The following is a 24,920-nucleotide window of genomic DNA, read 5'->3' as shown; positions in this document are numbered from 1 at the left end:
ATTCTCTATTCTAAAACCATCAATACAAATCAACCCTTTTCTAAGTTAACGTATGTGAGAAACAGATGACCTGCCATGTTCAACTTCACTAAAAAAAATATCGACGCCCTGATCGAGACGGATAATGAAAATACCGGAATCAGCGAGAAATACGAGGCTGCAATAAAAACGATCGAGCGGCTTGAAAATGAGCTATCTCAAAAAACCTATGAACTGGATCAAAGCTGTAAAGCGCAGCAGATAATGAACGAAGGCGTAAAAAAATGCGTCGAATCGCTTTACACGGTACAAAGCCAGTTACAAGCCGTCGCCGCGCATTTAGACCGTTCAAACAAGCGGATTTTCGACTTAATGCGAAAAAACAAAGCGCTTAAATTGTCGGGCGATGAATGGTTCAAACGCTCGATCAAACTTGAATTTGAAGTTTTAATCGCTAAGGACGGGCTAAAAAAAATCGAAGCGGAACGCGATTTAGCAGTACAAAGGTGCGAGCGTCTGCAAGCCGAGTTAATGCTGAACAGCCGCGATGACAAACAGGACTGAAAGCTCAGCGCGCAAAAGCCCCTTGCTGAATAAAATATAAGGCCTGCATTATGACTGCTTCGCTCCGCATAATAAACGGATGCGAAACCTGCATTACGATAAAATCCTGCATACCCGCCACTTGCGTCCTGCTGACCGCTACCTTGCCGTCGTTAACGCCGGGGATTAACCGCGATAACAAAAGATTAACGGTTTTACTGCCGGCAATGACCCCAAGCTCAAAATCCACCGCGCCCAACCGATTCGGCACGCTATTGTCGCCGGTGTCCAACTGCAAGCCTGCCGGACCGTTTAACGCGTAAAACAGCTTCCAACTGCCGAGTTTATCGACCACTTCGCTGCCTTGATTCGGCGGCGCCAGCATCACCACTCGCCCCAATTTATCGATGCTGTGATTCGACAAATAATGACGCAGCAAAATGCCGCCCATCGAATGCGTCAAAAAATGGATTTTGTTAACGCCGTACACCTCGCATTGCTTCAATGCCTGAGCGATGTATTTTTGCGCCAGCATACCGATTTCAGCGCTTCGCGAAGGATAATCGACATTGACGATTCGATAGCCGTAAACGGCCAGCAGTTTGGCGGCTTTATTCATGCTGCGGCTGGTCCTTGCCAGACCGTGCAGCAGAATAATCGCTTCCGAATCTTTAGCTATCGGTTTCAGCATGGCCGTTAAATTTTCCATAACGCAGCAAAATAGCCGGCAGCAATAACAGGTTCAGCAACGTTGAAGACGCCAAGCCGCCGATGATGATCGCGGCCATCGGCCCCATGATTTCACGCCCCGGATTATCGCTATTGAACGCAATCGGGAACATCGCCAACGCGGTGACCAACGCGGTCATCAATATCGACGGCAAGCGTTCCTGCGCGCCGAGCACGGCGGTGTCCAGGTTCCAACTTTTACGTTCGACCTCGACCAAATAGCGGTAATGCGACAGCAGCATGATACTGTTGCGCACGGTAATGCCGAACAGCGTCACAAAGCCCACGACCGAACCGACCGACAGCGTCGCGCCGGTCAGCACCACCGCAGCAACCCCGCCGATCAGCGCAAACGGCAGGTTCGCCAGCGTCAGCAACATATGCCGTATGCTGCCGATTGCGATATAAACAAAAATCAGCACCCCGGCTCCGGCCAGCAAAGAATGCAGGATCAGCTCTTTCCGCGCCTGCGCCTGCTCAATCGCCGCGCCGGTGAACTCGGGATAAATATCCGCGGAGAACGAAATCTCTTTGAATACCCGCGCTTTCAGCTCCGCGATAAAATCGTCCAAATCGCGGTCCAGCACATTGCCGGTAACGGTTTGCCGCCGTTGCGAACCTTGATGCAGGATGTTGTAGCGGCTGGCCGAATGCCGGATTTCGGCGATTTGGTCCAGCGTAATCATCGTGCCGTCCTGCGTCCTGACCGGCAGCTTGGCTATCGATTCGGGCTGCTGTCTGAGCTCCGGCGTTACGGTTACCGCGACATTGTAGATTCTATTGCCCTGGATATTTTTGCCGACCACCCTGGTCTCGTAAGCGGCCTGCAAGGTATCGACAATCTGCGCGGGCAGCACGCCCCAAAAGCTGAGCTGATCCAAATCCAGCACAATTTGCAGCAACGGCGTACCGGGCGGCGAACGTAACTGAACATCGGCAGCGCCGTCTATGTCGCGCATAATCCGGGCGACTTCCTGGGCGAGGGCATCCAGACGGTTCAGGTCGTTGCCGTAAATATTAACCACGACCGGCGAGGTGTAGCCGGAAATGGTTTCATCGACTCTTTCGGTTAAAAACGTATTGGCTTCAAACAGAATGCCGGGAAAGCCGACCAGAATCGCCCTTAGCCTGTCCTTTATCTGCTGCTGCTCCGAGCCCGACATCGGCTCCAACCTGACTTCATACTCGCTGTAATGACTGCCGTAAGTATCCGCGCCCCGCTCTGCCCTGCCCGCCCATTGCGACACCGATTGTATGCCCGGAATCGCGACGAACTGCTCGGTCAGCTTGCTGCCTATCCGGATCGATTCCTGCAACGACGTGCCGGGAATACTGGTCGTGTGGACGATATAATGGCCTTCGCGCAGTTCGGGCAGGAATTTGCTGTCCAAACTGAAAAAAGCCAGCAGACCGGACACGCAAATAACAGCGCTGGCCGTCACGACCGGCCGGAAATGCCTGGAAACCCAGCTCAACAAAGCGTTATACAGCGGCTTGATGCGGCGAATCAGCGGCGGATCTTCGTCGGTCGCGACCGCATTACCGAGCAACATAAAGCACAGTGCCGGCGTCAACGTCAGCGCGACCAGCAACGAGGTTAGAATCGCCAGGATGTACGAATAACCGAGCGGCGAAAACAAGCGCCCGGCCACGCCGTTCAACGTCAGCAACGGCACGAACACCAGCGCGACGATAAAGCTCGCGTAAACCACCGAGCTGCGCACTTCCAGCGACGCACTATAAACCACCTCGGCGACCGGCAGCGGCTTGGCCAGCAAACGATTCTCGCGCAAACGGCGAAAAATGTTTTCGGTATCGATAATCGCATCGTCGACGACCTCGCCCAACGCGATAGCCAAACCGCCCAGCACCATGATGTTCAGGTTCACGCCGCTTTCCAACAGCACGATCACCGCGCCGATCAGCGACACCGGAATCGCCAGCGCCGAAATAAACGCGGTGCGGAAATTGAACAAAAACAGGTACAGGATGATCACGACGAACAAGCCGCCGATCAGCAAATGCCCGGACAAATTGCTCAGCGAGCGTTCGATATAATCGGCCGGCCGGAACAAGTGCGAGTAAAAATTAATCGCCTGCTTTTTAAAAATCGGCTCGAACTCTTGCAGCGTCTGCTCGACCTGCCGCGACACCGACAAGGTATTGGCCCCGTACTGGCCGATCACCATCATCACGATGCCGGGCTTGCCCATGATCTGCGCCGCGCCAATCGGCGGTTCCGGCGCATATTGAATGGTAGTCACTTCGCCCAGCGTCACATTGCGGCCCTGCTCGCGCTTGACCAGGATTTTGCCGAATTGCTCCGGCGTGACCGGCTGCCCTTTCATCTGCAACGTAAAGCGCTGGTTGCTGTTTTCGATAAAACCGCCGCCCTGGATATTGCCGGCCTTTGACGCGGCCTGGATAACATCTTCCAGCGTCAGGTTAAAACGATGCAATTGCAGCGGATCGGCCTGGATTTGCAACTGCTGGATGTCGCCGCCGAACACGTTCACGTCGGCAACGCCCGGCACCGCCTTCAAGCGCGGCACAATCGTCCAATCGACCAGGCTGCGCAACGCCATTAAATCGGTCTGGTCGTCCTTGTTTAAGCCTATCGTTAGAACTGTCGCCGAAGACGAGGATAGCGGGATTGCCACCGGCGTAATGCCGAGCGGCAGCACGCCGGCCAACGTCGTCAAACGCTCGCTGATCAACTGGCGGTTGCGGTAGACGTCGGTGTTTTCGTTAAAAATGGCGGTAACGATAGACAGTCCCTGAATCGATTCCGAGCGCACCGACTTCATGCCGATCAGGCCGCTGATCGAGGTTTCGATTTGCTGGGTTACCAACACCTCAACCTGTTCGGAAGAAAGGCCCGGCGATTCGGTCTGGATGATGACCTGCTTCGGAGAGAATTCGGGAAAAATGTCGAGGCCGGCCGTGGCGAAGCGGTAGCTGCCGTAAAGCAGGATCAAAACGGCAAGCGCGATGACGATGCCGTAGAAACGGATGGAGAAGCGGACTAGAGTGGGGAGCATGGGGTAGTGGGGTTGATTGCGAATAGCCGTAACTGCACAATTCGGCGGTGAACTTTAATGTGTTTGTCGCAACAATTTATTATGCGGCGTCATGTTCGGCTTGTGTTTCAAATAGCGAATATTGAATTGGCTTTTCTTTTTTCCGCTCTATAGAAACCGCACTGAAATTTGTAACCAAAGCTTCAATCACAGGATTCCTGTTCGTTTCCTTGCCGCCGACATGATAGAAATGTTCACGGGTAAGAACGGAATGCTTTGACCATAGGGTTTTAATGTATTCGTTTTCCCGGTAATCATTATGATGCCATGTCGATAAAATAAACTTTCCGCCAAAACCGGAAAGCCTATCGAATAGCTCTCGTTCGTGAGAATCATCCCAGCCATTGTAGTAGTCAACATGCCGACCAATATAAGGCGGATCGCAATAGATAATATCCGATGGCGATGCCTCGGAAATGGTTTGATTAAAATCCTGACACTTGAATATGAATTCCTTGGTCTTGATTATTTTACAAACCCAATCCACTTGATTAGTGATTTTAGTTATATAGGCTTGCGCGAAACGTTGCGGCTTTCTGCAGAAAGGAATGTTGAATCCGCCTTTTCGATTGAAGCGGATCATGCCGTTGAATCCTGCACGATTAACAAACAAAAAATCCAGCGGCGAATGCTCGGAGTTAAATCGCTCTCTTACAAAGTAATAGTGGTCTTCACCTTTCGATAAGAGCAATTCGCCTTCGCGTGTTAGATATTCCTTAACCACTTCCGGCGTTATTTCCCCTGACGCTATTCCTACATAAAAGTTAATCAAGTGCGGGTTCGCATCGCATAAAACGGCACGCTGAGGCGCAACATTAAAAGCTACCGCGCCAGTGCCCATAAAAGGCTCAATCCATGCGCCGGTAAAATCGCTAGGAATAATGCTTTTTATCCACGGCACGAGTTTGGTTTTTATGCCTTGCGACTTGATCGGCGGCACACCGGTTTTTACGATCATTCTTCGCCATTCCTCTTATTTATAACCAACGATAAATCTCCATTTTTATACGCCACGAAGTCTCGTAACGTAGAGATTATTTTTGCTTCACCGTTTTCGTTTAGGATGGTTATTTTTTTATAGTTTATCCAATACTCATCGAACCAATGTTCGCCAAGCTTTGAAAACATGCCCTGACCACTGATTATATCGGCAATATTGTTGATGCTTCCGATATTAGCCGTATTGCCGCTACCGCCTTTATCGCTTGCGATTTTCCATTTTTCCGCCACAAAAAACTGAAAATTTCTTGCTACTGAAGTAATTGAATGCAGCTCATCAATACTACACGCTTTTGTCTCATCAATGCTTGCGCCATCGGCCCTATCGTAGATGATGCCAAGACAAAAATGCCCCGAATAGGTACTGTAAGGAAACTGAATATTTTTGCTGCTGGAGCGATGTTCAAAATATTTGCCATGCGAACCCAGCGTAAATCCATTGCATAGATGCGGCTTTTTTGGATTCCGATAGGTTGTCTTAAAATCAACGGCGAATCTGACGGATTCATCGTCGGCTTTGACAAATGATATGTCGGGATAGTAATTCTGGTGATCGGCAAGAACCACCTTGTAGCCATTAGTTTGGGCAAACTGCAGAATTTTAGGGAATAGATGGATTTCAAGGATTTTCGATACAATTTTCGTATCGGAAGAAATTGTGTATACGTTCTTGAAAACGTCAATAAAGCCCTTGACTGTCCATTGGCCGTCCTCAGTACTAATGTGCTCTTTAAACTCGGCGACGAATTCCTCAAGTTTTTCTGCAAAGATTTCTTTTTCTGTCATGTAAATATGTTATTGCTAGTTCCCAAGCTCCAGCTTGGGAATTCAGTTACGGAAGCTCTAGCTTCCCATTTCACGAAGCAGGAGTTTCGCCTTCTTGGCTCCCAATCCGGAGATTGGGAGCCAACTCAGTGTGCGAGGAAAACAACGATATTTTAACGCGACTTGTACGCTGTTCTTATCCGATATTTCCAGTCTATCAAAGCGCGATTGATTCCATTGGAACTATTTCGGCAAGCAATGTCTCAGGCGCAATATTCTGCTCATGCGGCCAAGTTACCGCTCCAAACAAAATGCCGACCTGATTGAAATAATGCACGTTCCGAAGCTCGCGAAAAACGCCGTGGTCGAGATAAGGCTTCAAATCAAAGACCCCTTTGCGTCCATCTTCTATTTCGACATAGATGCAAAAGTCCGGCAACGGCTTTACAGTTTTTACATCCCAATACATAGCGACCTCACAGTGGAGCAATTTTGTGCGGATTGCATTTGCTAAGCATCGCCCAGTTTTTTGATTATTGACTTCGCCAAATTTTCATTGATTTCATTACGGCGAGGCACAGGCTGCGATTGCTTGGACTGGGGATTGGTGTACCAATCATGCCGCCCTCCATTACGGACAAGAACACAGCCCATCTGCTCAAGTAACTTAATCAAATCACGCCTTTTCACTCAAGCAACCAGTAACTCTTCGACTTTACGAATGTAAGGCACTTGATCGGATTCAATATCAATTAATAGGTCTTTCAAGTTTTCGATAAGCTCCTCTTTGCTTGTGCCTTGAGTCTGGTAGTCTGGGTATTCATTAAGGAAACCAATAAAAAATGTGTCATCTTGCCACGATGTGAATTTGACTGTTCTCATAATAAACTCTCTATAAAAGCAATAAGTCAAGTAAGAAACGCTGTGTCTGCCTTCGGTCATTTAATGGTAGCACGGCATATCTTATGCTCACTCCAAAACTTATCTACGCTACCTTATCGATCAGGTCTTGCTCCCAGCCGCGTAATGCCGCCACCGGGGAGTAATTAAATCAGCAAAGATTTAATCAGCCATGCTCGGCCTTCAGAATATCAAGAAATTCATGCATCGCATTTGTGAAGACCTTGGCTTGAACGACTTCTTTTCGCTGATGATGCAATTCCATGATTTGATCGAATCCCAAAACATCGTCGCGCTCGATGGCGCCCATGGACCAGCCTTCGAAGATTCGCTTGTCTATTGGCGTGATGTAGATAATTTTGCAATTGATGTGTCTTTTATCCTCCAGTATCTTCAGATACATACGGAGCACTGCTTGTTCAGGCCCTTCCAAAACCTGCATGAATACGCCGCCACCGTGGATAAGAACGCCGGTCAGGCCAAGAGCCGGATTATTCCGCCGCGATGACTCCAGGATTTTCTGTACCTGGTCTTTAGTTAATGCACTTGAAGCCTGACTGAGATAGAGGAGTCGAATCATGGGGGTTGCTCTGCTTTGGACCGGGGTGAAGGCATTGTAGCACTGATCCGATTTTGTCCGGCTATGAGCAAGAATCCTTCGACAGCGTTAAATCATTGGGGCAAATAATAGATAAGCTTTGGAGTGCAGGCTTCGCCTGCTTTGCAAGCACCAAAAGTAGGCGCTTTAGGCGGAGCTTGCACTCCGATCATGGTCTTTGGCCTGACGCCTTGCTTTTCTCTACCGCATTCGCGATATTTTTAATCTTTGATTGAATTTCCGGCGACAGTGAATTCAAGAAACTCTCGGGATCGGTTTGGGCTTTCATCAGGATGGCCTGCATCGCTGCCGAATCTCCGCCCGCTTGCTGCACCAACATAGGCATGATGTCGGCGGAGATATCATATAGCTCTTGCAAGTTAGCGGCGTTGCCCCCCACTATCTCCAGGGTTTTTTGCTCGGCCGCTCTTCCCGCATCGGTTTTGGCGGCATCGCAGTTTTGGTTTCTAAGGCAGTCTTGGGTTTTCTGCAATGCTGAATTTATTTCGTCGTCCGCATAAACAGCTTGAAAAGAGATTGCTACTGCCAGTAACAGTGTAGATAAATTGACCTTGAACATGGTTGCCTCTTGTTAAAATTCTAAAAACAATCGCTCGCAAGGCAGGCTGAGCCTGCACTCCAAAATCTACATGGTGTTTCATACGCCTTTGCTGCGATTTTCCATGCGCCTTAGCAACTCGGTCATCACCAATCGATACAGCTCGTCGCCCAGGTATTTATCTTCGACGCCGCTGTCGATATTCGGGTTGTCGTTGACCTCTATCACATAACCTTTGCCGTCTTTTTCCTTAACGTCGACGCCGTACAAACCGTTGCCTATCGGCTGGGTCGCTTTTAACGCGGCATCCAGCACGGCCTTGGGCACCTCGAACGTCGGCAGCGTCGCGAAACTGCCGGTATCGATCCGGCGGCTGCCGTGGCGGTAAATCTGCCAGTGGTTTTTAACCATGTAGTAGCGGCAAGCATACAAGGCTTTGTTATTAAATATTCCGATGCGCCAATCAAAATCGGTATAAAGAAATTCCTGCGCCAACAACAATGCGGATTTTTGAAACAGTTCTTCCACTTTAAGTTCCAGCTCTTTGCGATTATGAACCTTCACGATGCCGCGAGAAAAAGAACCGTCGGGGATTTTTACCACCACCGGGAAACCGGCTTCCGCTTCGACCCTGTCCAAATGCGCGGCATTGCCCTTGTGTAGCAGCCAGGTTTTGGGCGTCGGCACTTTGTGGGTGCGGAACAGGTCGGCAAGATAAACTTTATTCGTGCAACGCAGCATCGAGGTCGGATCGTCGATGACGACCAAGCCCTCGGCTTCGGCCTTTTTGGCGAAGCGGTAAGTATGGTGATCGATGTTGGTGGTTTCGCGTATGAACAAGCCGTCGAACTCCGGCAAACGCACATAATGATGCTGGGTTATCAGTTCGATTTCTATGCCCAGTTGCCTGCCGACCTTGATGAATTTCCTCAACGCGCCGCGGTTGCTTGGCGGCAGCTGTTCTTCCGGGTTGATCAATATCGCCAGATCGAAGCGGGCCGCTTTGCGGGTGCGGCCTTTGCGCCAAACTTTGGTGCTGAATTTATCCAGCGCGTCGGCAAACACGGTTTGCTGCGCATCATCCAGATGACGGTGCGATATGGGTTTTAAGCCGACAATTTCCCACTGCTTTGAGTAGCAGCGCAATGTCACTTCCAGGATCGGACAGGAAAAGCGTTCGAACAACAATCGGGTAAGTTCCTGGAAAGATTGATCGGGCGTGGTGCCGAAATAACTCATCACGTTTATTTCACTGTTCTTGTCGGCGCTTTTAACCGCGCGTTCCAGCGTTTGCGACAAGTCGTCAAGCTGCAGGCGGTATAGCGCTTTTTTGCCCAAATCGTTCAGCACTTTAACCGAGGGAATGACATGATGGCCCCTGGCTTCGGCCAGCAGCGAACAGTAATAGCCGTCGGAAAGATAACGGTAGCTGCTGCAAAGATTGATGATGCGGACGCGCTGCTGAGCGGGATCATGCTCGGTCGCCAGGTAAGTTTCAAAAGTAATAACTTGATCGCTCGGATAATAAGGGTTCCAGTCGGAGAGATCGTCAACAACCAGAAGAGTGCGCGCCATAAAAACCTCTGTCAGTTAGAGAAGCCTTAATTCTGTAACCAGGCAGTTGATTGCACAAGGGCTTTTTACCGAGATTGAAAAATATTTCATAATTGAATGACTGGCGCTATGCTAGTAACTGATGTTACACATTCAGTCGAATTTAGCCTTAAGGCGCCGCTAACGCGACAGTTTATTTGAATCGGGGTCTCGCCCCCGAAGGCGAGTTACTTTCTTTTGCTCCGCCAAAAGAAAGTAACCAAAGAAAAAGCGGCCCGACTGCCGCTTGCTTCCTGCGCTCCTCGCTTTTGCCGAGGGTCAGCAGAAGGGGCTCCTGCCCCTCTGCCGACGTGCGGCATCCCTGCCGCACCCCTTCGGGCCATTCTCGGCAAAAGCTCCGGTGCTCGGCGCGGCAAACGGGAAAAGTACACCCTGTGTGCATAACATCAGCTAGTAAAAGAAACTCTTAGGTAACCTTTATGTCTTATTGTCTTCCCGTTGCAGCTATCGATACCGCCGTTTTCTCCGCCAGTTACGCTATTGGTCGACAGCGCTGGCTTGCACAATTAGATAGGTTGTCTTGTCCCAAGCAACATTTGTCTTATCCCTGTAACGGCAATGGCGCCGAAGGCGAACAGCTGGCTACCGACACGGTCTGGATCGGCTCGCCCGATACGCCTAACGTGCTGGTCCTGATCGGCGGAACGCACGGCATTGAAGGCTTTGCCGGCAGCGCGATACAGCTCGACCAGTTGGATTTAATCGCCAAGGGCTCCGTCAGCGTTCCAACCGATACCGCAATACTGATGATCCACGCACTGACGCCGTGGGGTTATGCCTGGCGGCGGCGTTGCGATGCGGACGGAGTTGATCTTAACCGCAATAGCGTCGATTTTTCGAAGCCCTTGCCCGACAATGAAGACTATGACCGGCTTAAAGATGCGTTTTACTTGCCGGACGCCGCACAGCGAAAAATCGCTCTCGCCGAATTTGAGCGGCAACACGGCCGCGTGTTGCTGGAAAAAGCCGTCAGCGGCGGACAATACAGCGACCCGGCCGGGCCGTTTTACGGCGGAAAGACGCCCGCGCACGGCAGGCTGGTCTGCGAAGAGCTGATGCGCCAATACAACTTGCAGGAAAAGGATTTGGCCGTCATTGACCTGCACACAGGCTTGGGCTCTTACGGTTACGGCGAAATCATTTGCGACCACAAGCCGGACAGTGCCGGAGCGCGGACTGCCGGCCGCTGGTATGGCGACTCGGTAGCGCTGCCTTTATTAGGCACCTCCAGCTCGGTACCGAAAACAGGATTGTTGGATTATGCCTGGCACGCAATCATGAATGATCATAGTTGTTACGTCACGCTGGAATTCGGCACATTCAGCACCGATCAATTATTCGAAATACTGCTGCGCGACCACCAGCTTTGGGCCCAGCCCAATAACCAAGCGGATCGATTGGCGCACAGCAAAGTCATGCTGCATCATTTTTGTCCTAACGACCGGGCATGGCAGGAAATGGTATTGTTCCGAGCCCGCCAAGTCATCGCGCAAGGCCTGCAAGGGGTGTCGTCATGAGCATCGTCATCCGCCCTGCCCTGCTCACCGATCTTAACCAGTTGGTAAAACTTGAAGAAAGCTGTTTCGACACCGACCAGTTAAGCCGGCGCAGCTTCAAACACTGGATAAGCACCGAACACCGCGCCTTGCTGGTTGCCGACATCGAAGGCGCTATTGCTGGCTATATCCTGATTATTTATCATCCCGGCACCCGGCTGGCCAGGGTCTATTCTTTGGGCGTTGTGCCTCGGCACAGAGGCAAAGGCATCGCCAAACTGTTGATGACAGCAGGCGAACAAGCCGCCAGCGATGCCGGCAGGCTATACCTACGCCTTGAAGTCAGCGTCGATAATACCGCCGCGATCAAGCTTTACGAATGGCTGGGCTACCAAAAATTCGGCATCTACCGCGATTACTACGAAGATCATAAAGACGCGCTGCGTTACCAAAAACGTATCCGCCGCTATCATGGCGACTTCCAGCACCGTCCAATGCCCTGGCTAAGACAAACGACGCCGTTTACCTGCGGCCCGGCCTCGCTAATGATGGCGATGCACGGCTTAAACAAGGCTTACCAGCCCTCGGAGGAGGAAGAAATCAGCTTGTGGCGCGAAGCGACGACTATTTTTATGACCTCGGGGCACGGCGGCTGCCACCCTATCGGTTTAGCGCTGGCCGCAAAGCGGCGTCAATTTACGGTTGAGGTCTGGGTGAACCAAAGCGGTCCGCTATTTATCGACAGCGTCCGCAGCGAAGAAAAGAAACGCGTCATCGAATTGGTCGATACCAGTTTCAAACGCGAAGCGGAGCAGCAAGACATCAAAATACATTACACCAATATCAGCCTGGGCGACCTGATCAATGCGTTCAAAGTCGGCGCGATACCGTTGATTTTAATCAGCACCTTCCAGATGGATAGAAAGAAAGCCCCGCACTGGGTCGTCATGAGCGGCTTCGACGACGACTGCCTGTACATGCACGATCCGGACCCGGAAGAAATACGCCAAAGCGTGCTCGACTGCCAATTTATACCTATCGCGTTCGAGGATTTCGAGCGGATGTCCAGTTTCGGCAAAAGCCGGCTCAAAACGGCGGTGATTATTTGGCCAAAGTAAGACGATAATAGACGGCCTTTAATTTTTTTCAAAAATTATGCCATTGCATCTTGCGTTATTAAATCAATTCAACGATAATGGCCGTCCTTTAGCCAGTACGGCTAATGTTTAATGGTGATCGTGTCGGTCCTCCCGCAACGAAACGCTGTAAACCCCGCCAGGTCCGGAAGGGAGCAACGGTAGCAGCAGATTCGTGTGCCGGGATGTGGCTGGCATGGTCGCCACCCAAAACATACTTACCTTTTTGAGCCTGCCATGAGTTACCAGGTTCTCGCCAGAAAATGGCGTCCCCATAATTTCACAGAAGTTGTCGGACAAGAGCATGTCGTCAAATCGTTAATGAACGCTTTGCAGCATGACCGGCTTCATCACGCTTATCTATTTACCGGAACGCGCGGCGTCGGCAAAACCACGATAGCCCGGATTCTAGCCAAAGCGATTAATTGCGAAAATCTACAGGATTTTAATCCGTGCGGCGAATGCAACGTATGCCGGGACCTGGACGAAGGCCGTTTTCTGGACCTGATAGAAGTCGATGCGGCATCGCGGACCAAAGTCGAAGATACCCGCGACCTGCTCGACAACGCGCAATACGCGCCCAATCAAGGCCGTTATAAAGTTTACCTGATCGACGAAGTCCACATGCTGTCGGGGCACAGTTTCAATGCCCTGCTGAAAACGCTGGAAGAACCGCCTCCGCATGTAAAATTCCTGCTGGCGACGACCGATCCGCATAAAATCCCGATTACCGTGCTGTCGCGCTGCCTGCAATTCAACCTGAAGCGTTTGCTGCCCGGCCAGATTTTTGCGCAAATGGAATTCATTCTCCAACAGGAAAACATCGAAGCCGAAGCGGCCGCATTAAAATTATTGTCGCGCGCGGCCGACGGCAGCATGCGCGACGGCTTAAGCCTGCTCGATCAAGCCATTGTTTACGGCAACGGCAAAATCGGCGCCGAAAGCGTTCAAGCGATGCTCGGCACCGTCGCACAACAACCGGTTGAGGATTTGTTAACGGCCCTGGCCGAAGGCAATGCGCCGGCGATACTCGGCAAAATCGACGAATTAGCCAATTTAACCCCGGACTTTAGCGATGTATTGAAGCAAATCCTGCAAGTCCTGCATCGCATCGCATTGCTGCAACAAATACCGGGCGCTATCGATCACGACTTTGATGCCGAAATGCTCGCGGCTTTGGCCGCCAAGCTCACGCCTGAAGACGTCCAGCTTTACTACCAAATCGGCTTGGTTGGACAACGCGATCTCGATCTGGCGCCCGATCCGCGCAGCGGTTTTGAAATGGTCATGCTGCGAATGCTGACTTTCAGGCCGACCGGCATCGAAGCAGCGCTTATCAAACCGGCTCCGGCAGCCCAACTGCCTGCCGGCAAAGCCCAACCGCCGCTTACTGTCAATCAAGCGCCGCCTGCAAGCACGCCCGCGCCAACCATCGAGCATAACAGCCCTGCCGCTGAAAAAAGCAGTCCATCGGCCTCCGCCCAGCAGCACGGCAATACTTGGTCGGAAATGATCGAAGCAATGAACCTGCCCCCGGCAACCAGGGAGCTAGCTCACAATTGCGTACTGGAAAGCATCGACGATAATGTCTGCACCTTAATTTTGGATCCGGGTCATTTACGCATCCAGCGCCGGGAAGAAAACCTGCAAAAAGCGTTGCAGGCTTATCGCAAATCATCATCTTTAAAACTGGTCATTACTACCGGAAAAGCCACGACTGCGACCCCCGCCGAGCAACTGACTAAAGCGCGCGAAGACCGGCAACAAGCGGCGGTTGACGCAATTAATGCAGACGAAAACGTCCAGGCCTTAAAAGAACACTTGGGGGCCAGAGTCATGCCCGGCACCATAGAACCCATCTAACATAAATGGAGAGAAGCAAATGAAAAACGCACTCGGCAACATCATGCAACAAGCGCAAAAAATGCAGGAAGACCTGAAAAAAGCGCAGGAAGAACTGAACTCGATGCAGGTCATGGGCGAAGCCGGCGGCGGCTTGGTGACCATCCTGATGACCGGCAAACGCGAAGCCAGAAAAGTAACCATCGATCCGTCGCTGCTCGGCGACGACAAGGATATGCTGGAAGACTTGGTCGCGGCAGCCATTAACGATGCGGTCAATAAAGTCGCGAAGATGAAAAAAGAGAAAATGGCGGACGTGACCGCGGGACTGCCGTTGCCTCCCGGATTCCAAATGCCTTTCTAACATGCACAGAAAAGGCCTACTGGGGCAGTTGATCCAGAATCTATGCTGTTTACCCGGCGTCGGCCCGAAAACGGCGCAACGGATGGCGTTCCACCTGCTCCAGCGCGACCGCCAAGGCGCAAAAACGCTCGCGCAAACGCTGCTGCAAGCGATTGATGAAATCGGCTATTGCAAACAATGCCGCACATTGACCGAAGGCGAACTTTGTGAAGTCTGCGCGGACAAGTCAAGAGACGAATCCGTTATCTGCATCGTGGAAAGCCCCGCCGACGCTTGGATTATCGATCAGGCGACCGGATTCAGAGGCCGCTATTTCGTGCTGCACGGCCGGCTGTCGCCGCTGGACGGCATAGGCCCCGACGAACTTGGCCTAGACCGGCTTGAACAACAGTTGGCGTCGGGCCATGTCAAGGAACTGATCCTTGCGACCAACTCCACGGTCGAAGGCGAAGCAACCGCCTACTTCATCGGCGAACTGGCCAGAAAACACCAAGTATCGGCCAGCCGAATCGCCCACGGCGTGCCGATGGGCGGAGAACTGGAGTTTACCGACAGCAATACATTGTCGCATGCGTTTAATGGGCGCGTGGGAATGTAAAACGTTTTTTGCGATTTTGCACGGCAAGTAGTTTGTGCTGAGGAACGAAGCCCAACACTTTGCGACACCAATACGTTGGGCTATTTTCGTTAGAATTATTTCACCCCACCCAACCTGACATTCAAGCTTTCCGTCACGAATGTTAGCCACCTTACAGAAGGCATTTTGTACATCAATGGATTTAAAATAAAAAATAGAAGAAAAATGTATGTTTTTAACTCATTATTATCAATAACTTACAAAGTTAAAAAAATAATTTCTCACTATAGAAAATCACCAATGAACTTGTTTTATAAGGCATTGATTTTTAATGGCATATAAGGAGCAAAAAATTTTTATTAGGGAGCTTTAAGATCTATAATAGGACTTCTATTCTTAGTTCACCGGAGCCATTTACGATGCAAAGCCCCTCACCATCCCTACAAGGTAGTTCAGTACGCCATAACATGCCTTCTGATGTGCAAGTTGTTAGCGTTACCAGCCCCACCTTGGCAAGACTCATTGAGGAAGTGAAAAATGACAATCAATCAACCCTCTATGCATACGACCGAGTGCATAATCGTCACAACCGCTAATCAATGAACCTTGATGGTAGAAATTGATACGATCCTGATCAAGGTAGCCAGTCAATGTAACATTAATTGCAGCTATTGCTATGTCTACAACATGGGAGATGACAGTTGGGCGGACATGCCTAACTTCATTTCTCAAGAAACAATCGAATCCATAACAAAAGAGTTAGCCGATCTTAAATCTGCGCAACAACATCCCTTTGCGATTGTTCTTCATGGCGGAGAACCATTACTGCTTGGCTCCCGTCGATTAGAGTTTCTACTTCATTCGATTAGAACAGCAATACCTGATAGCTATTGCATCAGTATACAAACCAACGGAATGCTCATATCGGGCAAGATCCTTAATCTTTGCTCAAAATATAAAACTTCAATATCAGTAAGCCTGGATGGGCCTGAATCTATCCATAATGCTAACCGCGTAGGACGTAAAGGCGAAAGAACATATAGTCGTGTAATTGAAGGCATTAATAAGCTCAAGTCCCACCCTGATGCTTCATTTTTATTTGCTGGATTGTTGGCTGTCATTGACCCTACTTCAAGTCCACATACAATCTACAATTTCTTCAAGGACCTTGGCGCTCCCAACGTAGACTTCCTTTATAGAGACGGTAATCATGATAAATTGCCTTTTGGAAAAGCTTCGTTTCAATCTACCGAATATGGAACTTGGTTAGCAGAGCTGTTGGATGTTTATCTAGCCGATCAGAACCCGATAAAAATTAGGATTCTCGATGACATCGTTCGTCTTGCCCTTGGTGGAATTGGTATAAAAGAAGGAGTTGGCGTCACGGATTTCGGGATCGCGGTCATTGATACCGATGGTAGCGTAACCAAAAACGACACCTTAAAAAGTTCGTACAAAGGTGCCGACCGCTTTCTAGCGCCTTGGAATATTCATACTCATCGCTTGATCGATATATTTTCTTCCCGCGAATTCGCAGATTCTCACAAATTGCAAAGGCCAACTTCTTTAATTTGTCAGACATGTCCTGAACTGCAAATCTGCGGTGGAGGCATGCCATTGCACAGATGGAAGTCAGGCTCTCAATATGATAATCCTTCAGTATATTGTAACGATCAGTTGCTCATTATTAATAAAGTAAAGTCGATACTCTGCGGGATACAGCAATGCACATAGCCGATAAGCAACTTTTGACACTAACGAACATCGAAGTATTTACGCAGCCTTTTCCTTATTTCGTAAGCCCGCAAGCGTTATCCCCCGAATTAAGCTTTGATCTATTAACATGGCTTGAAAGCGAAGCGCCTTGGAAACTCGTTGAAACCGACTTTTATGAACAGTACGAATTCAGTTTTTTCGATGTTCAGCTACCGGCTTGTTTGAAGTTTTTAAATACCCCTGAGTATCTTGCCAAAATCAAAAGCCGCGTCGAAAATTTATTCTCCGTCAAGCTCAATGATCGCATTGATTTTACTGCGCATAAATTAATACCCGGCCAACGTATACGCATACATAATGATTACATTCCGGGCTGTGAGACTCACAGATTATTAATTCAATTAAATAAAGGGTGGGATGATGAAAATGGCGGCATGCTCATGTTTTTTAACAGTCAAAATCCCAGTGATATACACAAGATATTTCGCCCTTCACATAACAGCTCAGTCGGCTTCGCTATTTCCGCTAATTCACACCATGCGGTTTCTACAATACATAAAGGCGAACGCTATACAATCATCTTTTCTTTTTATCAATTAGATGAATAAGCTCCATAATTTAATACTTTCGACTATACAAAACCCAGCCTCACCAACATGGTTTCCGGAATTAACCGAAGATTTGACGAATTATGGCTGGCAGCAGCTTTATAGAGAATATGGATTGCAGACAGATAACTATTCAGCGGATGCCATATTGAACAATGGCGTAGATAATAAGCCAAATAAAACTATCATTGCTTTAGAACCTTCAACAAAGGCACTTTACCCAATTAGTGTTTATCCAGTGCCGGAGAAAATAGCGTCAATGTACGCCGATTCAGGCGCAAAGCCATATTCAATAGAAATCTTGCATAATTCAACGGTTTTACAGTGTCTGCAGGAGGCTTTAGACGTTCTAGCCGAAATACCAAGTGTCTATGAAACAGTATCCAGACTCGTAAACAGTTTGCATATCCTACAACCAGAAGATGACGAATTCGATATTAGTTTTAGTTTGCCGGATATACCCTTTTCAATATTTATTTCAGTACCCAGCAAACGGATGGAAAACGATACATTGCGTGTTGCCGAAGCCATTCTGCATGAAGCAATGCACCTGCAATTAACATTGATTGAGCAGTGCGTACCTTTGATTATTGAAACTGAAGAAAGATACTTTTCGCCTTGGAAAAATGAATATAGGCATCCAAGAGGGGTTTTACATGCAATTTATGTGTTTTGTGTAATTAAGCAGTTTTTTGGTTCTCTGTTAGCGAAGAATCAATCAAGAGCATCCATTCATTATTTGGAGAATAGATGCAATATAATTGCAAAGCAACTTGATGAAATTAATAGCTTTATCGAATGCCCTTATTTTACTAATTCCGGCAAAAGTTTTGTGAGGACAATTATTGCCCTATAAACCATGCAGTTCTATGATCTCGAAATTTCCTCTATTGCTTTAAGAGCCTCCTCCTTTAATTCATCCCATGTGTCTTCATTATTTTTCAATTTTTCAAGTGCTTGTATAGCGCTTTTATCTCCAATTCGTCCTAGTGCGATGACTGCATTTATGCGAGTCTCTGGTTTTTGATCTTCCAACAACTTAATTAAATCTCTCACCGAACTTACTGCTTTTTTGCGGTAATAAGATAATGCGAGCGCTATAGCTCCTTTTACATCTGATGCGTTAATATTGGCTTCTTTTGAAAACTCTTTGTTATCTAAGTCATCATTTAAAACTAATATTAATTTTTCGATAATTAATTCTTTCTCTTCTTCAGGTATTTTAGTGATATTTATTTCACCAATTTCACTGGTCTCCCCAATCTCTCCGAGTGCGCCAATGACAGCAAGTATATCGCGATCATTCATGTTGTCTAATAATGTGAGAAGATAAGTCGATGTTTTGCCGTCGTCCCTTAATTTCCCTAATCCACTAAGCAAAATTGGTCTAAATGTTTTATCTGGATTTTTGTTTTTCAAAATATCTAAGAATGCCTTATTTATTTCACTTGATTCGGGTTTAAACCAAGGGAGAATCTCCGCAACTTTATCCCTTACATCTGAGTCATCGCTTTCTAAAAGCTCAATAAATTTGGACACTACTTGGTCTTTGGCATTTCCATCTTTATCAATTATATTAATTACACGCTTAAGAGCATCAGCTTTTAGTTCCAGCAACGGAATCTCATTATCTGTTTTTGATTTTAATTCCTCATTAAATGACTTCTGCTCATTTTTTATATCTAAAGTTTTCTGATTAAGTTCTGCAATTTCTTTTTCTTTATTTTCAATCTCTTCTTTAATCTTTGATTGAAACTGTTTTTGTTTATTTTCTAGTTCTTCACCTGTATTCTTTAATTTCTCAAATGTTTCTCTGGTATTTTTTATTTCAGTGCTAGCCTTAACTGTTTCTCCAATTAATTCTTTTCTCTGATCATCTAAACTCTTTGAACTATCCTTTAAACGATCAACATGCGGTTCTATCTTTTCATTTACCTTTTCTTTTACTGTATTCTCAATCGTTCTGCTAATAAATGCCCAAAAAGCGCCTACTAAAATTATGAATATTGGGATAATGCCTAAAAATAGTTTCCATGTTATCCAGCTTGAAATCTCTTTTTCCACATCAAACGAAAGCTTAGTAATCAGCATTTGATAATCGCTATCTGATATTCCATGACTTCCTGGTTGAGAAGATGGAGAATTCTTTATAACTATTTCATCGACATGAATATTATTTGAGCTTGTTTTTTCTACACGAGTTACGGACTCCTTTTTCTCTTGCAATGGAGTATCACTTTCCTGAGCGAAATTAGTTGCGCTGAACAGAATTCCTCCAAATAACAAGTAGAATTTAAACAATATTATCAATCGATAGTTCATATACATTTACATTTCCTTGAAAACTTTTACGAAAATTTATTAAAGCAATTAATCTTACATTTCTTCCGCAAGCATCACTAAAGCGATGCTGCCAGCCACTGGCAACTCAGCATAGATGGAGAATAATATCAGAAAAAAATTTCTTTAATTTTATTGAATGCCTGCTTCCGGCCGAACTTTGCCCTCCATGAAATAGCGATTTCGCCCATTCGCTGCCAGCCATACCCTAGCTGCATATCTCTCCGCAAGATAACCATCTCCAACACAACCCCTTCCCCTAACTAACCAACAAGGGTATATTCTAAAACCAAGCGTTCCGGCCATTCCGGCCGCCCATATAAAAAGGAGAAACGATGACTGACTGTTTATTTTGCAAAATGGTTGCCGGCGACATTAAGCCGGATACAGTGTTTGAAGACGACGACGTGCTGGCGTTCAGGGACATTAGCCCCCAAGCGCCGGTGCATATTCTGGTTATCCCGAAACGCCATATCGCTACGCTGAACGACCTGGACGACGCCGCGCTGGGCGGCAAGCTGCTGCAAACCGCGGCCGAACTGGCTAAACAGGAAGGCATCGCCGAAGCCGGTTACAGGACCCTGTTCAACTGCAATCACAACGGCGGCCAAGCGGTCTACCATTTGCACCTGCACCTGCTGGGCGGCCGGCAAATGACTTGGCCGCCGGGCTAAGTCCGATGAATTTCAAAAGCCAACTGCTAGGCTTGATTGCGCTTTGCTGCCCGCTCGCGGCATTCGCGCTGGATGAAAATCCGAACATCCAAATCACCCCGTTACTAAAGACGACCGCCAGTTGGGACGGCAAACCGATCATCTATCCCAAAGGCCCAGGCGAAGTTACGGCGCTGATCGTCGAGATTGCGCCGGAAGCCGAAACCGGCTGGCACGAACACCCGGTGCCTGTATTCGGCTACATCATGGAAGGCGAGCTGGAACTAAAACGCGCCACCGGCGAAGTTAAAATCCTTCACCCAGGCGACGTTCTACCCGAGTCGGTCAATGTTCTCCACAACGGCCGCAACATTGGCGAAGACCCGGTCAAGATTTTGGTGTTTTATATGGGCGAAGTCGGCAACAAGCTCAGCATTGCGCATCCTGAATTTACGCCTCCGCCGTTGCCTGAAGCGGAAAATTAATCCCATAAAAAAGCCCGGCCAGTTTCCACTGCCGGGCTTTTTCGCTGTCAACAACGATACGTTATTTCTTCATTTCCTTTTTGAACATCTGATCCAAGTTATGGTTGGTTTCGATGCGGAATTGCTTAGAAGCGTCAATCGGTTGCGGCTTGGGCTGTACTACCGGGAGCGCAACAACCGGCTTCGGCGCGGGAGCCTGCACAACAGGCGCATCTTCTTCGTAATCGCTATCCAAACGGAAAACCGGCCCATACGAGGTGTCCACGTCAAAATCCTCCCAAATATAAGGAGGATAAGCGATAGGCTGAGTCGGCAACGGTATCGTCACCAAATCGGCCACCCCTACGCCGATGCGTCCGCCCATATGGATCAAGCCCTTGAACAGCCCGCCCACTGCGCCGTATATGATATTGCTTTTGTTGGTCGTGTTGATGATGTTTTTAGGAATTTCCAGCGGGGCCGTGGTCAGGTTCGCAAACGCATTCAGCGCCTTAAAACCAACCTTGCTGCCGTAAGTATGATGCCGCGCAGCATACGGCGGCCGCATGATAGGCGCAATAGTCGTATTGCCGTAACCCTGTTGCTGCATGTCGGCCTGGGTTACAGGCGCATATGCCGCACACAGGCCGCTGAATAAAAGGAAAACGAAAAAACGACTGTGCTTGCGCATATCAAATCCTGTTAATAAGTTCAAAAGATTGAAACCAGTATAGCAGAGCTGCAATTATTTACCGATCCGCGCCTTGGCAAACGCGCTAGCCATTGAGCCTTGCACCGGAGCCTGCTGCTGCAGCTTGGGCTTATGCGCGGCCGGCTTTTGGCTGTTGCGTTCGGGCCGGGCATCGCCCAACTCAGGATTGCTTTTCATCGACAGCGAAATGCGTTTGCGCTCGACATCGACCTCCAGTACCGTCACTTTGACCATCTCGCCGGTTTTAACCGCATCCCGCGGGTCTTTGACAAAATTATCCGACAAATGGGAAATATGCACCAAGCCGTCCTGGTGCACGCCGATGTCGACAAACGCGCCGAAATTGGCGACGTTGGTCACGACGCCGTCCAGCTTCATGCCGACTTCAAGGTCGGTGATTTTCTCGATGCCTGCTTTGAATTCGACGCTCTTGAACTCCGGCCGAGGGTCGCGGCCCGGCTTTTCCAGCTCCTGCAAAATGTCGGTCACGGTCGGCAAACCGAAATGCTCGTCGGTGTAATTGGCCGGATTCAGGCTACGCAGGAACTGACTTTGGCCGATCAGGTCGCGGATCGACTTGCCGGTGCTGCCGATAATCGCCTCGACGACCGGATACGCTTCCGGATGCACCGCCGACGCATCCAACGGATTGTCGCCGTTCATAATGCGCAGGAATCCTGCCGCCTGCTCGTAAGCCTTGTCGCCCAGGCGCGGCACTTTTTTCAATTGCTTGCGGTTGACGAACGGGCCGTTTTCATTGCGGAACGCGACGATGTTTTCGCTGATGCTGGCGGACAGGCCGGATACTTGTTTAAGCAGAGATGCCGATGCGGTATTCACGTCGACGCCGACCGCGTTCACGCAGTCTTCAACCACGGTATCGAGCCCTTTGGCTAACTGAACTTGGTTCACGTCGTGCTGGTATTGGCCGACGCCGATCGATTTCGGATCGATCTTGACCAGCTCGGCCAGCGGGTCCTGCAAGCGCCGCGCAATCGAAACCGCGCCGCGCAACGATACGTCCAGCCCGGGAAATTCCTTGGCCGCCAGTTCCGATGCGGAATAAACCGACGCGCCGGCTTCCGACACCGTGATTTTGGTGATTTTAAGCTCGGCATGCCGCTTCATCAGGTCGGCGACCAGTTGGTCGGTTTCGCGGGAAGCGGTGCCGTTGCCGATGCTGACCAGCTCGACATTGTGCGCCTGGATCAGTTTCGCCAACTTGGCAATCGAACCGTCCCAATCGTTCTTCGGTGCGTGCGGATAAATCGTGTCGGTCGCCAACACTTTGCCGGTCGGATCGACGACGGCGACTTTAACGCCGGTGCGTATGCCGGGGTCCAAGCCCATCGTCGCTTTCGGGCCGGCCGGCGCGGCCAGCAGCAGGTCTTTCAGATTGCCGGAGAAAACGCGGATCGCTTCCAGTTCGGCGGCTTCGCGCAGCCTGAGTTTCAAATCCAGGTCGATGCGCGTATACAGCTTGATTTTCCAGGCGAAACGCGCGGTTTCGGCCAACCAGGCGTCGGCCGGTTTCGACGTGTCGGTCACTTTCAAATGACGGGCGACGAACTGCGCGCAAAGATCGTGTTCGTCTTTTTCCTCGGCACCGGGTTTAAGCGTCAGGTTCAACAGGTCTTCGTTGCGCCCTCGGAACAGCGCCAAAGCCCGGTGCGAGGGGATTTTGTTGATCGCTTCTTCGTAATCGAAATAATCCTTGAATTTAGCTGCCTCCTGCTCCTTGCCGCTGACAACGGTCGCATGCACAATGCCTTTTTGCCAGATGCGTTCGCGCAGCTCGGCCAACAGTTCGGCGTCTTCGGAAATGCGCTCCATAATGATCTGCCGTGCGCCGTCCAAAGCCGCGGCAACATCCGCAACGCCTTTGTCCGCATCGATATAAGCTGCGGCAACTTGCTCCGGAACCAAGCTGCGGTCGTCCAACAGCGCATCGGCTAGCGGCTCAAGCCCGGCCTCGCGGGCGATTTGCGCCTTCGTGCGGCGCTTGGGCTTATACGGCAGGTATAAATCTTCGAGCAGCGTCTTGGTATCGGCGCCGTTAATCGCTTGTTCCAGCTCCGGCGTCAGCTTGCCTTGCGAAGCGATACTGTCCAGGATGACCTGGCGGCGCGCGTTCAGTTCGCGCAAATACGCCAAGCGCTCTTCCAGCAATCTTAATTGCGTGTCGTCCAGGCCGCCGGTGACTTCTTTCCGGTAGCGGGAAATAAACGGGACGGTAGCGCCCTCGTCCAGCAAATCGACAGCAGCGCTGACTTGTTTGGGGTTTACGGCTAATTCTTCGGCAATACGTTGGATTACATCCATTTTTCAATTCTTGGGCAGTTAAAAAATGGGCGTATTTTAGCAGCTAGGCGGGAATATGGAGAAAAGTCTTTCCGAACAACTTGAGAAAACTTGCGGCGGTTAAACCGGTCCATCAAGTTTCATTTGGGCAATCCGGATCGCGATTGCCACTCGAACCCTGGCGTGAGGAAAAAAGCAAAGTGGGCAGACCTTCCAGGTTTTTACTGGAGCCGCTCCCGGCCGCTCCAGCACTTCCGCCATCCATGGCAGTCGAAAAACCTGGAAGGTCTAATCCAGCGTAGAAAACGCCCTATTCGCTAACAAGCCCAGCAGATTTTGCCTAGCATCCTAATGGGCCGGATTACGCTACTCTTTTTCAGCGTCCTCATCAGGATGCTTCGGCACATAAATCCGATACAAGTCATAAGGCATTGCCACCGTATCGAATACGGCCGATAACGGCAAGTCTAAAACCAGCATCGTCGTCACCATCCCTTTAGCCCAGACTGGGTCCGAACTTTTGCCGCTGAATATCACGTCCGCATCTTTTACGTCCCGCCGAATACCGGGATAAACCTGCCACTTCTCATCAGGAGTTTCAGTTCTGGCGCGTATGCTTGAACAACCCAGCATGACCAAGCTGATAAAAATAACCGTTATCCATCGTCCAATCGCAGACTTCATAGATTTTTCCCGGCAAACCAACGGAGACTTCCGATATTGACCGTGCCCGGCGGCACAGTCAATATCGGAAGATACGTATCACGGCGCTCACCGGCCGGAGTGGCCAATTTTTAGCCGTTTTAACAAAAACGCCTGTTGAGATAAGTAGTTATACCTACAAGCCATAGGTCAACCACAAGTTTATCCACAGATTTTGTGGATAAACTGCATCACATTAAAGCAGAACAGTAACTTATGTTGACAACGTGGAGCACAAACAAT

26 protein-coding genes and 1 other RNA gene are annotated in these 24,920 nt (G+C 49.3%); 13 read left to right on the top strand and 14 right to left on the bottom strand.

What is annotated here, in order from left to right:
- Window positions 1-75: 75 nt before the first annotated feature.
- The gene (locus EKO24_RS14970) at window positions 76-543 is read left to right on the top strand and encodes a hypothetical protein (RefSeq protein WP_127028516.1); all 468 of its coding nucleotides are present in this window, start codon (window positions 76-78) and stop codon (window positions 541-543) included.
- Window positions 544-547: 4 nt separating this feature from the next.
- Here EKO24_RS14970 and EKO24_RS14965 read toward each other — a convergent pair whose 3' ends face one another.
- The 10 genes from EKO24_RS14965 to EKO24_RS14920 form a co-directional block, all read right to left on the bottom strand.
- Window positions 548-1,213: an esterase/lipase family protein gene (locus tag EKO24_RS14965; protein WP_241674567.1), complete on the bottom strand. Its 666-nt coding sequence runs from the start codon at window positions 1,211-1,213 to the stop codon at window positions 548-550.
- Complete coding sequence (locus EKO24_RS14960) at window positions 1,194-4,292, bottom strand: efflux RND transporter permease subunit (RefSeq protein WP_127028514.1); 3,099 nt, start codon at window positions 4,290-4,292, stop codon at window positions 1,194-1,196. Before EKO24_RS14960 ends, EKO24_RS14965 begins: the two co-directional genes overlap by 20 nt.
- Window positions 4,293-4,371: 79 nt before the next feature.
- The gene (locus tag EKO24_RS14955; RefSeq protein WP_127028513.1) at window positions 4,372-5,289 is read right to left on the bottom strand and encodes a DNA adenine methylase; all 918 of its coding nucleotides are present in this window, start codon (window positions 5,287-5,289) and stop codon (window positions 4,372-4,374) included.
- A complete protein-coding gene (locus EKO24_RS14950; protein ID WP_127028512.1) occupies window positions 5,286-6,116 on the bottom strand; it encodes a type II restriction endonuclease in 831 nt (276 codons plus the stop codon). Before EKO24_RS14950 ends, EKO24_RS14955 begins: the two co-directional genes overlap by 4 nt.
- A gap of 196 nt (window positions 6,117-6,312) precedes the next feature.
- Entirely contained in the window at window positions 6,313-6,564 is a 252-nt protein-coding gene (locus EKO24_RS14945) for a DUF2442 domain-containing protein (protein WP_127028511.1), read from the bottom strand.
- 41 nt (window positions 6,565-6,605) lie between these two features.
- Window positions 6,606-6,770, bottom strand: a complete 165-nt coding sequence (locus EKO24_RS14940; protein WP_241674565.1) for a type II toxin-antitoxin system HicA family toxin — start codon at window positions 6,768-6,770, stop codon at window positions 6,606-6,608.
- A 15-nt stretch (window positions 6,771-6,785) separates the two neighbouring features.
- The gene (locus EKO24_RS14935; RefSeq protein ID WP_127028509.1) at window positions 6,786-6,977 is read right to left on the bottom strand and encodes a type II toxin-antitoxin system HicB family antitoxin; all 192 of its coding nucleotides are present in this window, start codon (window positions 6,975-6,977) and stop codon (window positions 6,786-6,788) included.
- Between the two features lie 184 nt (window positions 6,978-7,161).
- Window positions 7,162-7,575 (bottom strand): BLUF domain-containing protein, encoded by a 414-nt coding sequence (locus EKO24_RS14930; protein ID WP_127028508.1) that lies wholly within the window; start codon window positions 7,573-7,575, stop codon window positions 7,162-7,164.
- A 187-nt stretch (window positions 7,576-7,762) separates the two neighbouring features.
- Window positions 7,763-8,173: a hypothetical protein gene (locus EKO24_RS14925; protein WP_127028507.1), complete on the bottom strand. Its 411-nt coding sequence runs from the start codon at window positions 8,171-8,173 to the stop codon at window positions 7,763-7,765.
- 78 nt (window positions 8,174-8,251) lie between these two features.
- Window positions 8,252-9,727, bottom strand: a complete 1,476-nt coding sequence (locus EKO24_RS14920; RefSeq protein WP_127028506.1) for a RimK family protein — start codon at window positions 9,725-9,727, stop codon at window positions 8,252-8,254.
- Window positions 9,728-10,185: 458 nt separating this feature from the next.
- On the opposite strand from EKO24_RS14920, the gene EKO24_RS14910 reads away from it, so the two are divergent.
- From EKO24_RS14910 to EKO24_RS14870, 10 genes are all read left to right on the top strand, one after another.
- The gene (locus EKO24_RS14910; protein ID WP_127028505.1) at window positions 10,186-11,283 is read left to right on the top strand and encodes a DUF2817 domain-containing protein; all 1,098 of its coding nucleotides are present in this window, start codon (window positions 10,186-10,188) and stop codon (window positions 11,281-11,283) included.
- Window positions 11,280-12,380: a GNAT family N-acetyltransferase/peptidase C39 family protein gene (locus tag EKO24_RS14905; RefSeq protein WP_127028504.1), complete on the top strand. Its 1,101-nt coding sequence runs from the start codon at window positions 11,280-11,282 to the stop codon at window positions 12,378-12,380. Before EKO24_RS14910 ends, EKO24_RS14905 begins: the two co-directional genes overlap by 4 nt.
- 121 nt (window positions 12,381-12,501) lie before the next feature.
- Window positions 12,502-12,598: signal recognition particle sRNA small type (ffs, locus tag EKO24_RS14900), an RNA gene on the top strand.
- A gap of 37 nt (window positions 12,599-12,635) precedes the next feature.
- Complete coding sequence (gene dnaX, locus EKO24_RS14895; RefSeq protein WP_143733239.1) at window positions 12,636-14,261, top strand: DNA polymerase III subunit gamma/tau; 1,626 nt, start codon at window positions 12,636-12,638, stop codon at window positions 14,259-14,261.
- Between the two features lie 19 nt (window positions 14,262-14,280).
- Entirely contained in the window at window positions 14,281-14,604 is a 324-nt protein-coding gene (locus EKO24_RS14890; protein WP_127028502.1) for a YbaB/EbfC family nucleoid-associated protein, read from the top strand.
- 1 nt (window position 14,605) lies between these two features.
- Window positions 14,606-15,202, top strand: a complete 597-nt coding sequence (gene recR / locus EKO24_RS14885) for a recombination mediator RecR (RefSeq protein ID WP_127028501.1) — start codon at window positions 14,606-14,608, stop codon at window positions 15,200-15,202.
- 398 nt (window positions 15,203-15,600) lie between these two features.
- Entirely contained in the window at window positions 15,601-15,777 is a 177-nt protein-coding gene (gene yhhA / locus EKO24_RS23655) for a YhhA family cyclophane-containing RiPP (RefSeq protein WP_421743940.1), read from the top strand.
- Between the two features lie 13 nt (window positions 15,778-15,790).
- Window positions 15,791-16,915 (top strand): cyclophane-forming radical SAM/SPASM peptide maturase YhhB, encoded by a 1,125-nt coding sequence (gene yhhB, locus EKO24_RS14880; protein WP_143733238.1) that lies wholly within the window; start codon window positions 15,791-15,793, stop codon window positions 16,913-16,915.
- The gene (gene yhhC, locus EKO24_RS14875) at window positions 16,906-17,505 is read left to right on the top strand and encodes a cyclophane-containing peptide 2OG-Fe(II) oxygenase YhhC (protein ID WP_127028499.1); all 600 of its coding nucleotides are present in this window, start codon (window positions 16,906-16,908) and stop codon (window positions 17,503-17,505) included. Before yhhB ends, yhhC begins: the two co-directional genes overlap by 10 nt.
- Window positions 17,498-18,361, top strand: a complete 864-nt coding sequence (locus EKO24_RS14870) for an aKG-HExxH-type peptide beta-hydroxylase (RefSeq protein WP_127028498.1) — start codon at window positions 17,498-17,500, stop codon at window positions 18,359-18,361. Before yhhC ends, EKO24_RS14870 begins: the two co-directional genes overlap by 8 nt.
- 11 nt (window positions 18,362-18,372) lie before the next feature.
- Here the strand turns inward: EKO24_RS14870 and EKO24_RS14865 are convergent, their stop codons facing one another.
- Window positions 18,373-19,833: a HEAT repeat domain-containing protein gene (locus EKO24_RS14865; RefSeq protein ID WP_127028497.1), complete on the bottom strand. Its 1,461-nt coding sequence runs from the start codon at window positions 19,831-19,833 to the stop codon at window positions 18,373-18,375.
- 347 nt (window positions 19,834-20,180) lie between these two features.
- On the opposite strand from EKO24_RS14865, the gene EKO24_RS14860 reads away from it, so the two are divergent.
- Entirely contained in the window at window positions 20,181-20,519 is a 339-nt protein-coding gene (locus tag EKO24_RS14860; protein WP_127028496.1) for a histidine triad nucleotide-binding protein, read from the top strand.
- A gap of 5 nt (window positions 20,520-20,524) precedes the next feature.
- Window positions 20,525-20,983, top strand: coding sequence for a cupin domain-containing protein (locus EKO24_RS14855; protein ID WP_127028495.1), 459 nt, complete (start codon window positions 20,525-20,527; stop codon window positions 20,981-20,983).
- A gap of 61 nt (window positions 20,984-21,044) precedes the next feature.
- On the opposite strand, the gene EKO24_RS14850 is transcribed toward EKO24_RS14855, so the two are convergent.
- From EKO24_RS14850 to EKO24_RS14840, 3 genes are all read right to left on the bottom strand, one after another.
- Window positions 21,045-21,653 carry an exosortase system-associated protein, TIGR04073 family gene (locus tag EKO24_RS14850; RefSeq protein ID WP_127028494.1) on the bottom strand — a complete coding sequence of 203 codons (609 nt, stop codon included), beginning with the start codon at window positions 21,651-21,653 and terminating at the stop codon, window positions 21,045-21,047.
- Window positions 21,654-21,707: 54 nt separating this feature from the next.
- Entirely contained in the window at window positions 21,708-23,996 is a 2,289-nt protein-coding gene (locus EKO24_RS14845) for a Tex family protein (RefSeq protein ID WP_127028493.1), read from the bottom strand.
- Between the two features lie 345 nt (window positions 23,997-24,341).
- The gene (locus EKO24_RS14840; RefSeq protein ID WP_127028492.1) at window positions 24,342-24,659 is read right to left on the bottom strand and encodes a YceK/YidQ family lipoprotein; all 318 of its coding nucleotides are present in this window, start codon (window positions 24,657-24,659) and stop codon (window positions 24,342-24,344) included.
- Window positions 24,660-24,920 lie beyond the last annotated feature (261 nt).

Origin of the sequence: Candidatus Methylobacter oryzae (genome assembly GCF_003994235.2) — a bacterium.
Taxonomy (GTDB): Bacteria; Pseudomonadota; Gammaproteobacteria; order Methylococcales; family Methylomonadaceae; genus Methylobacter_A; species Methylobacter_A oryzae.
This window is presented reverse-complemented; position numbering and strand designations above follow the sequence as displayed.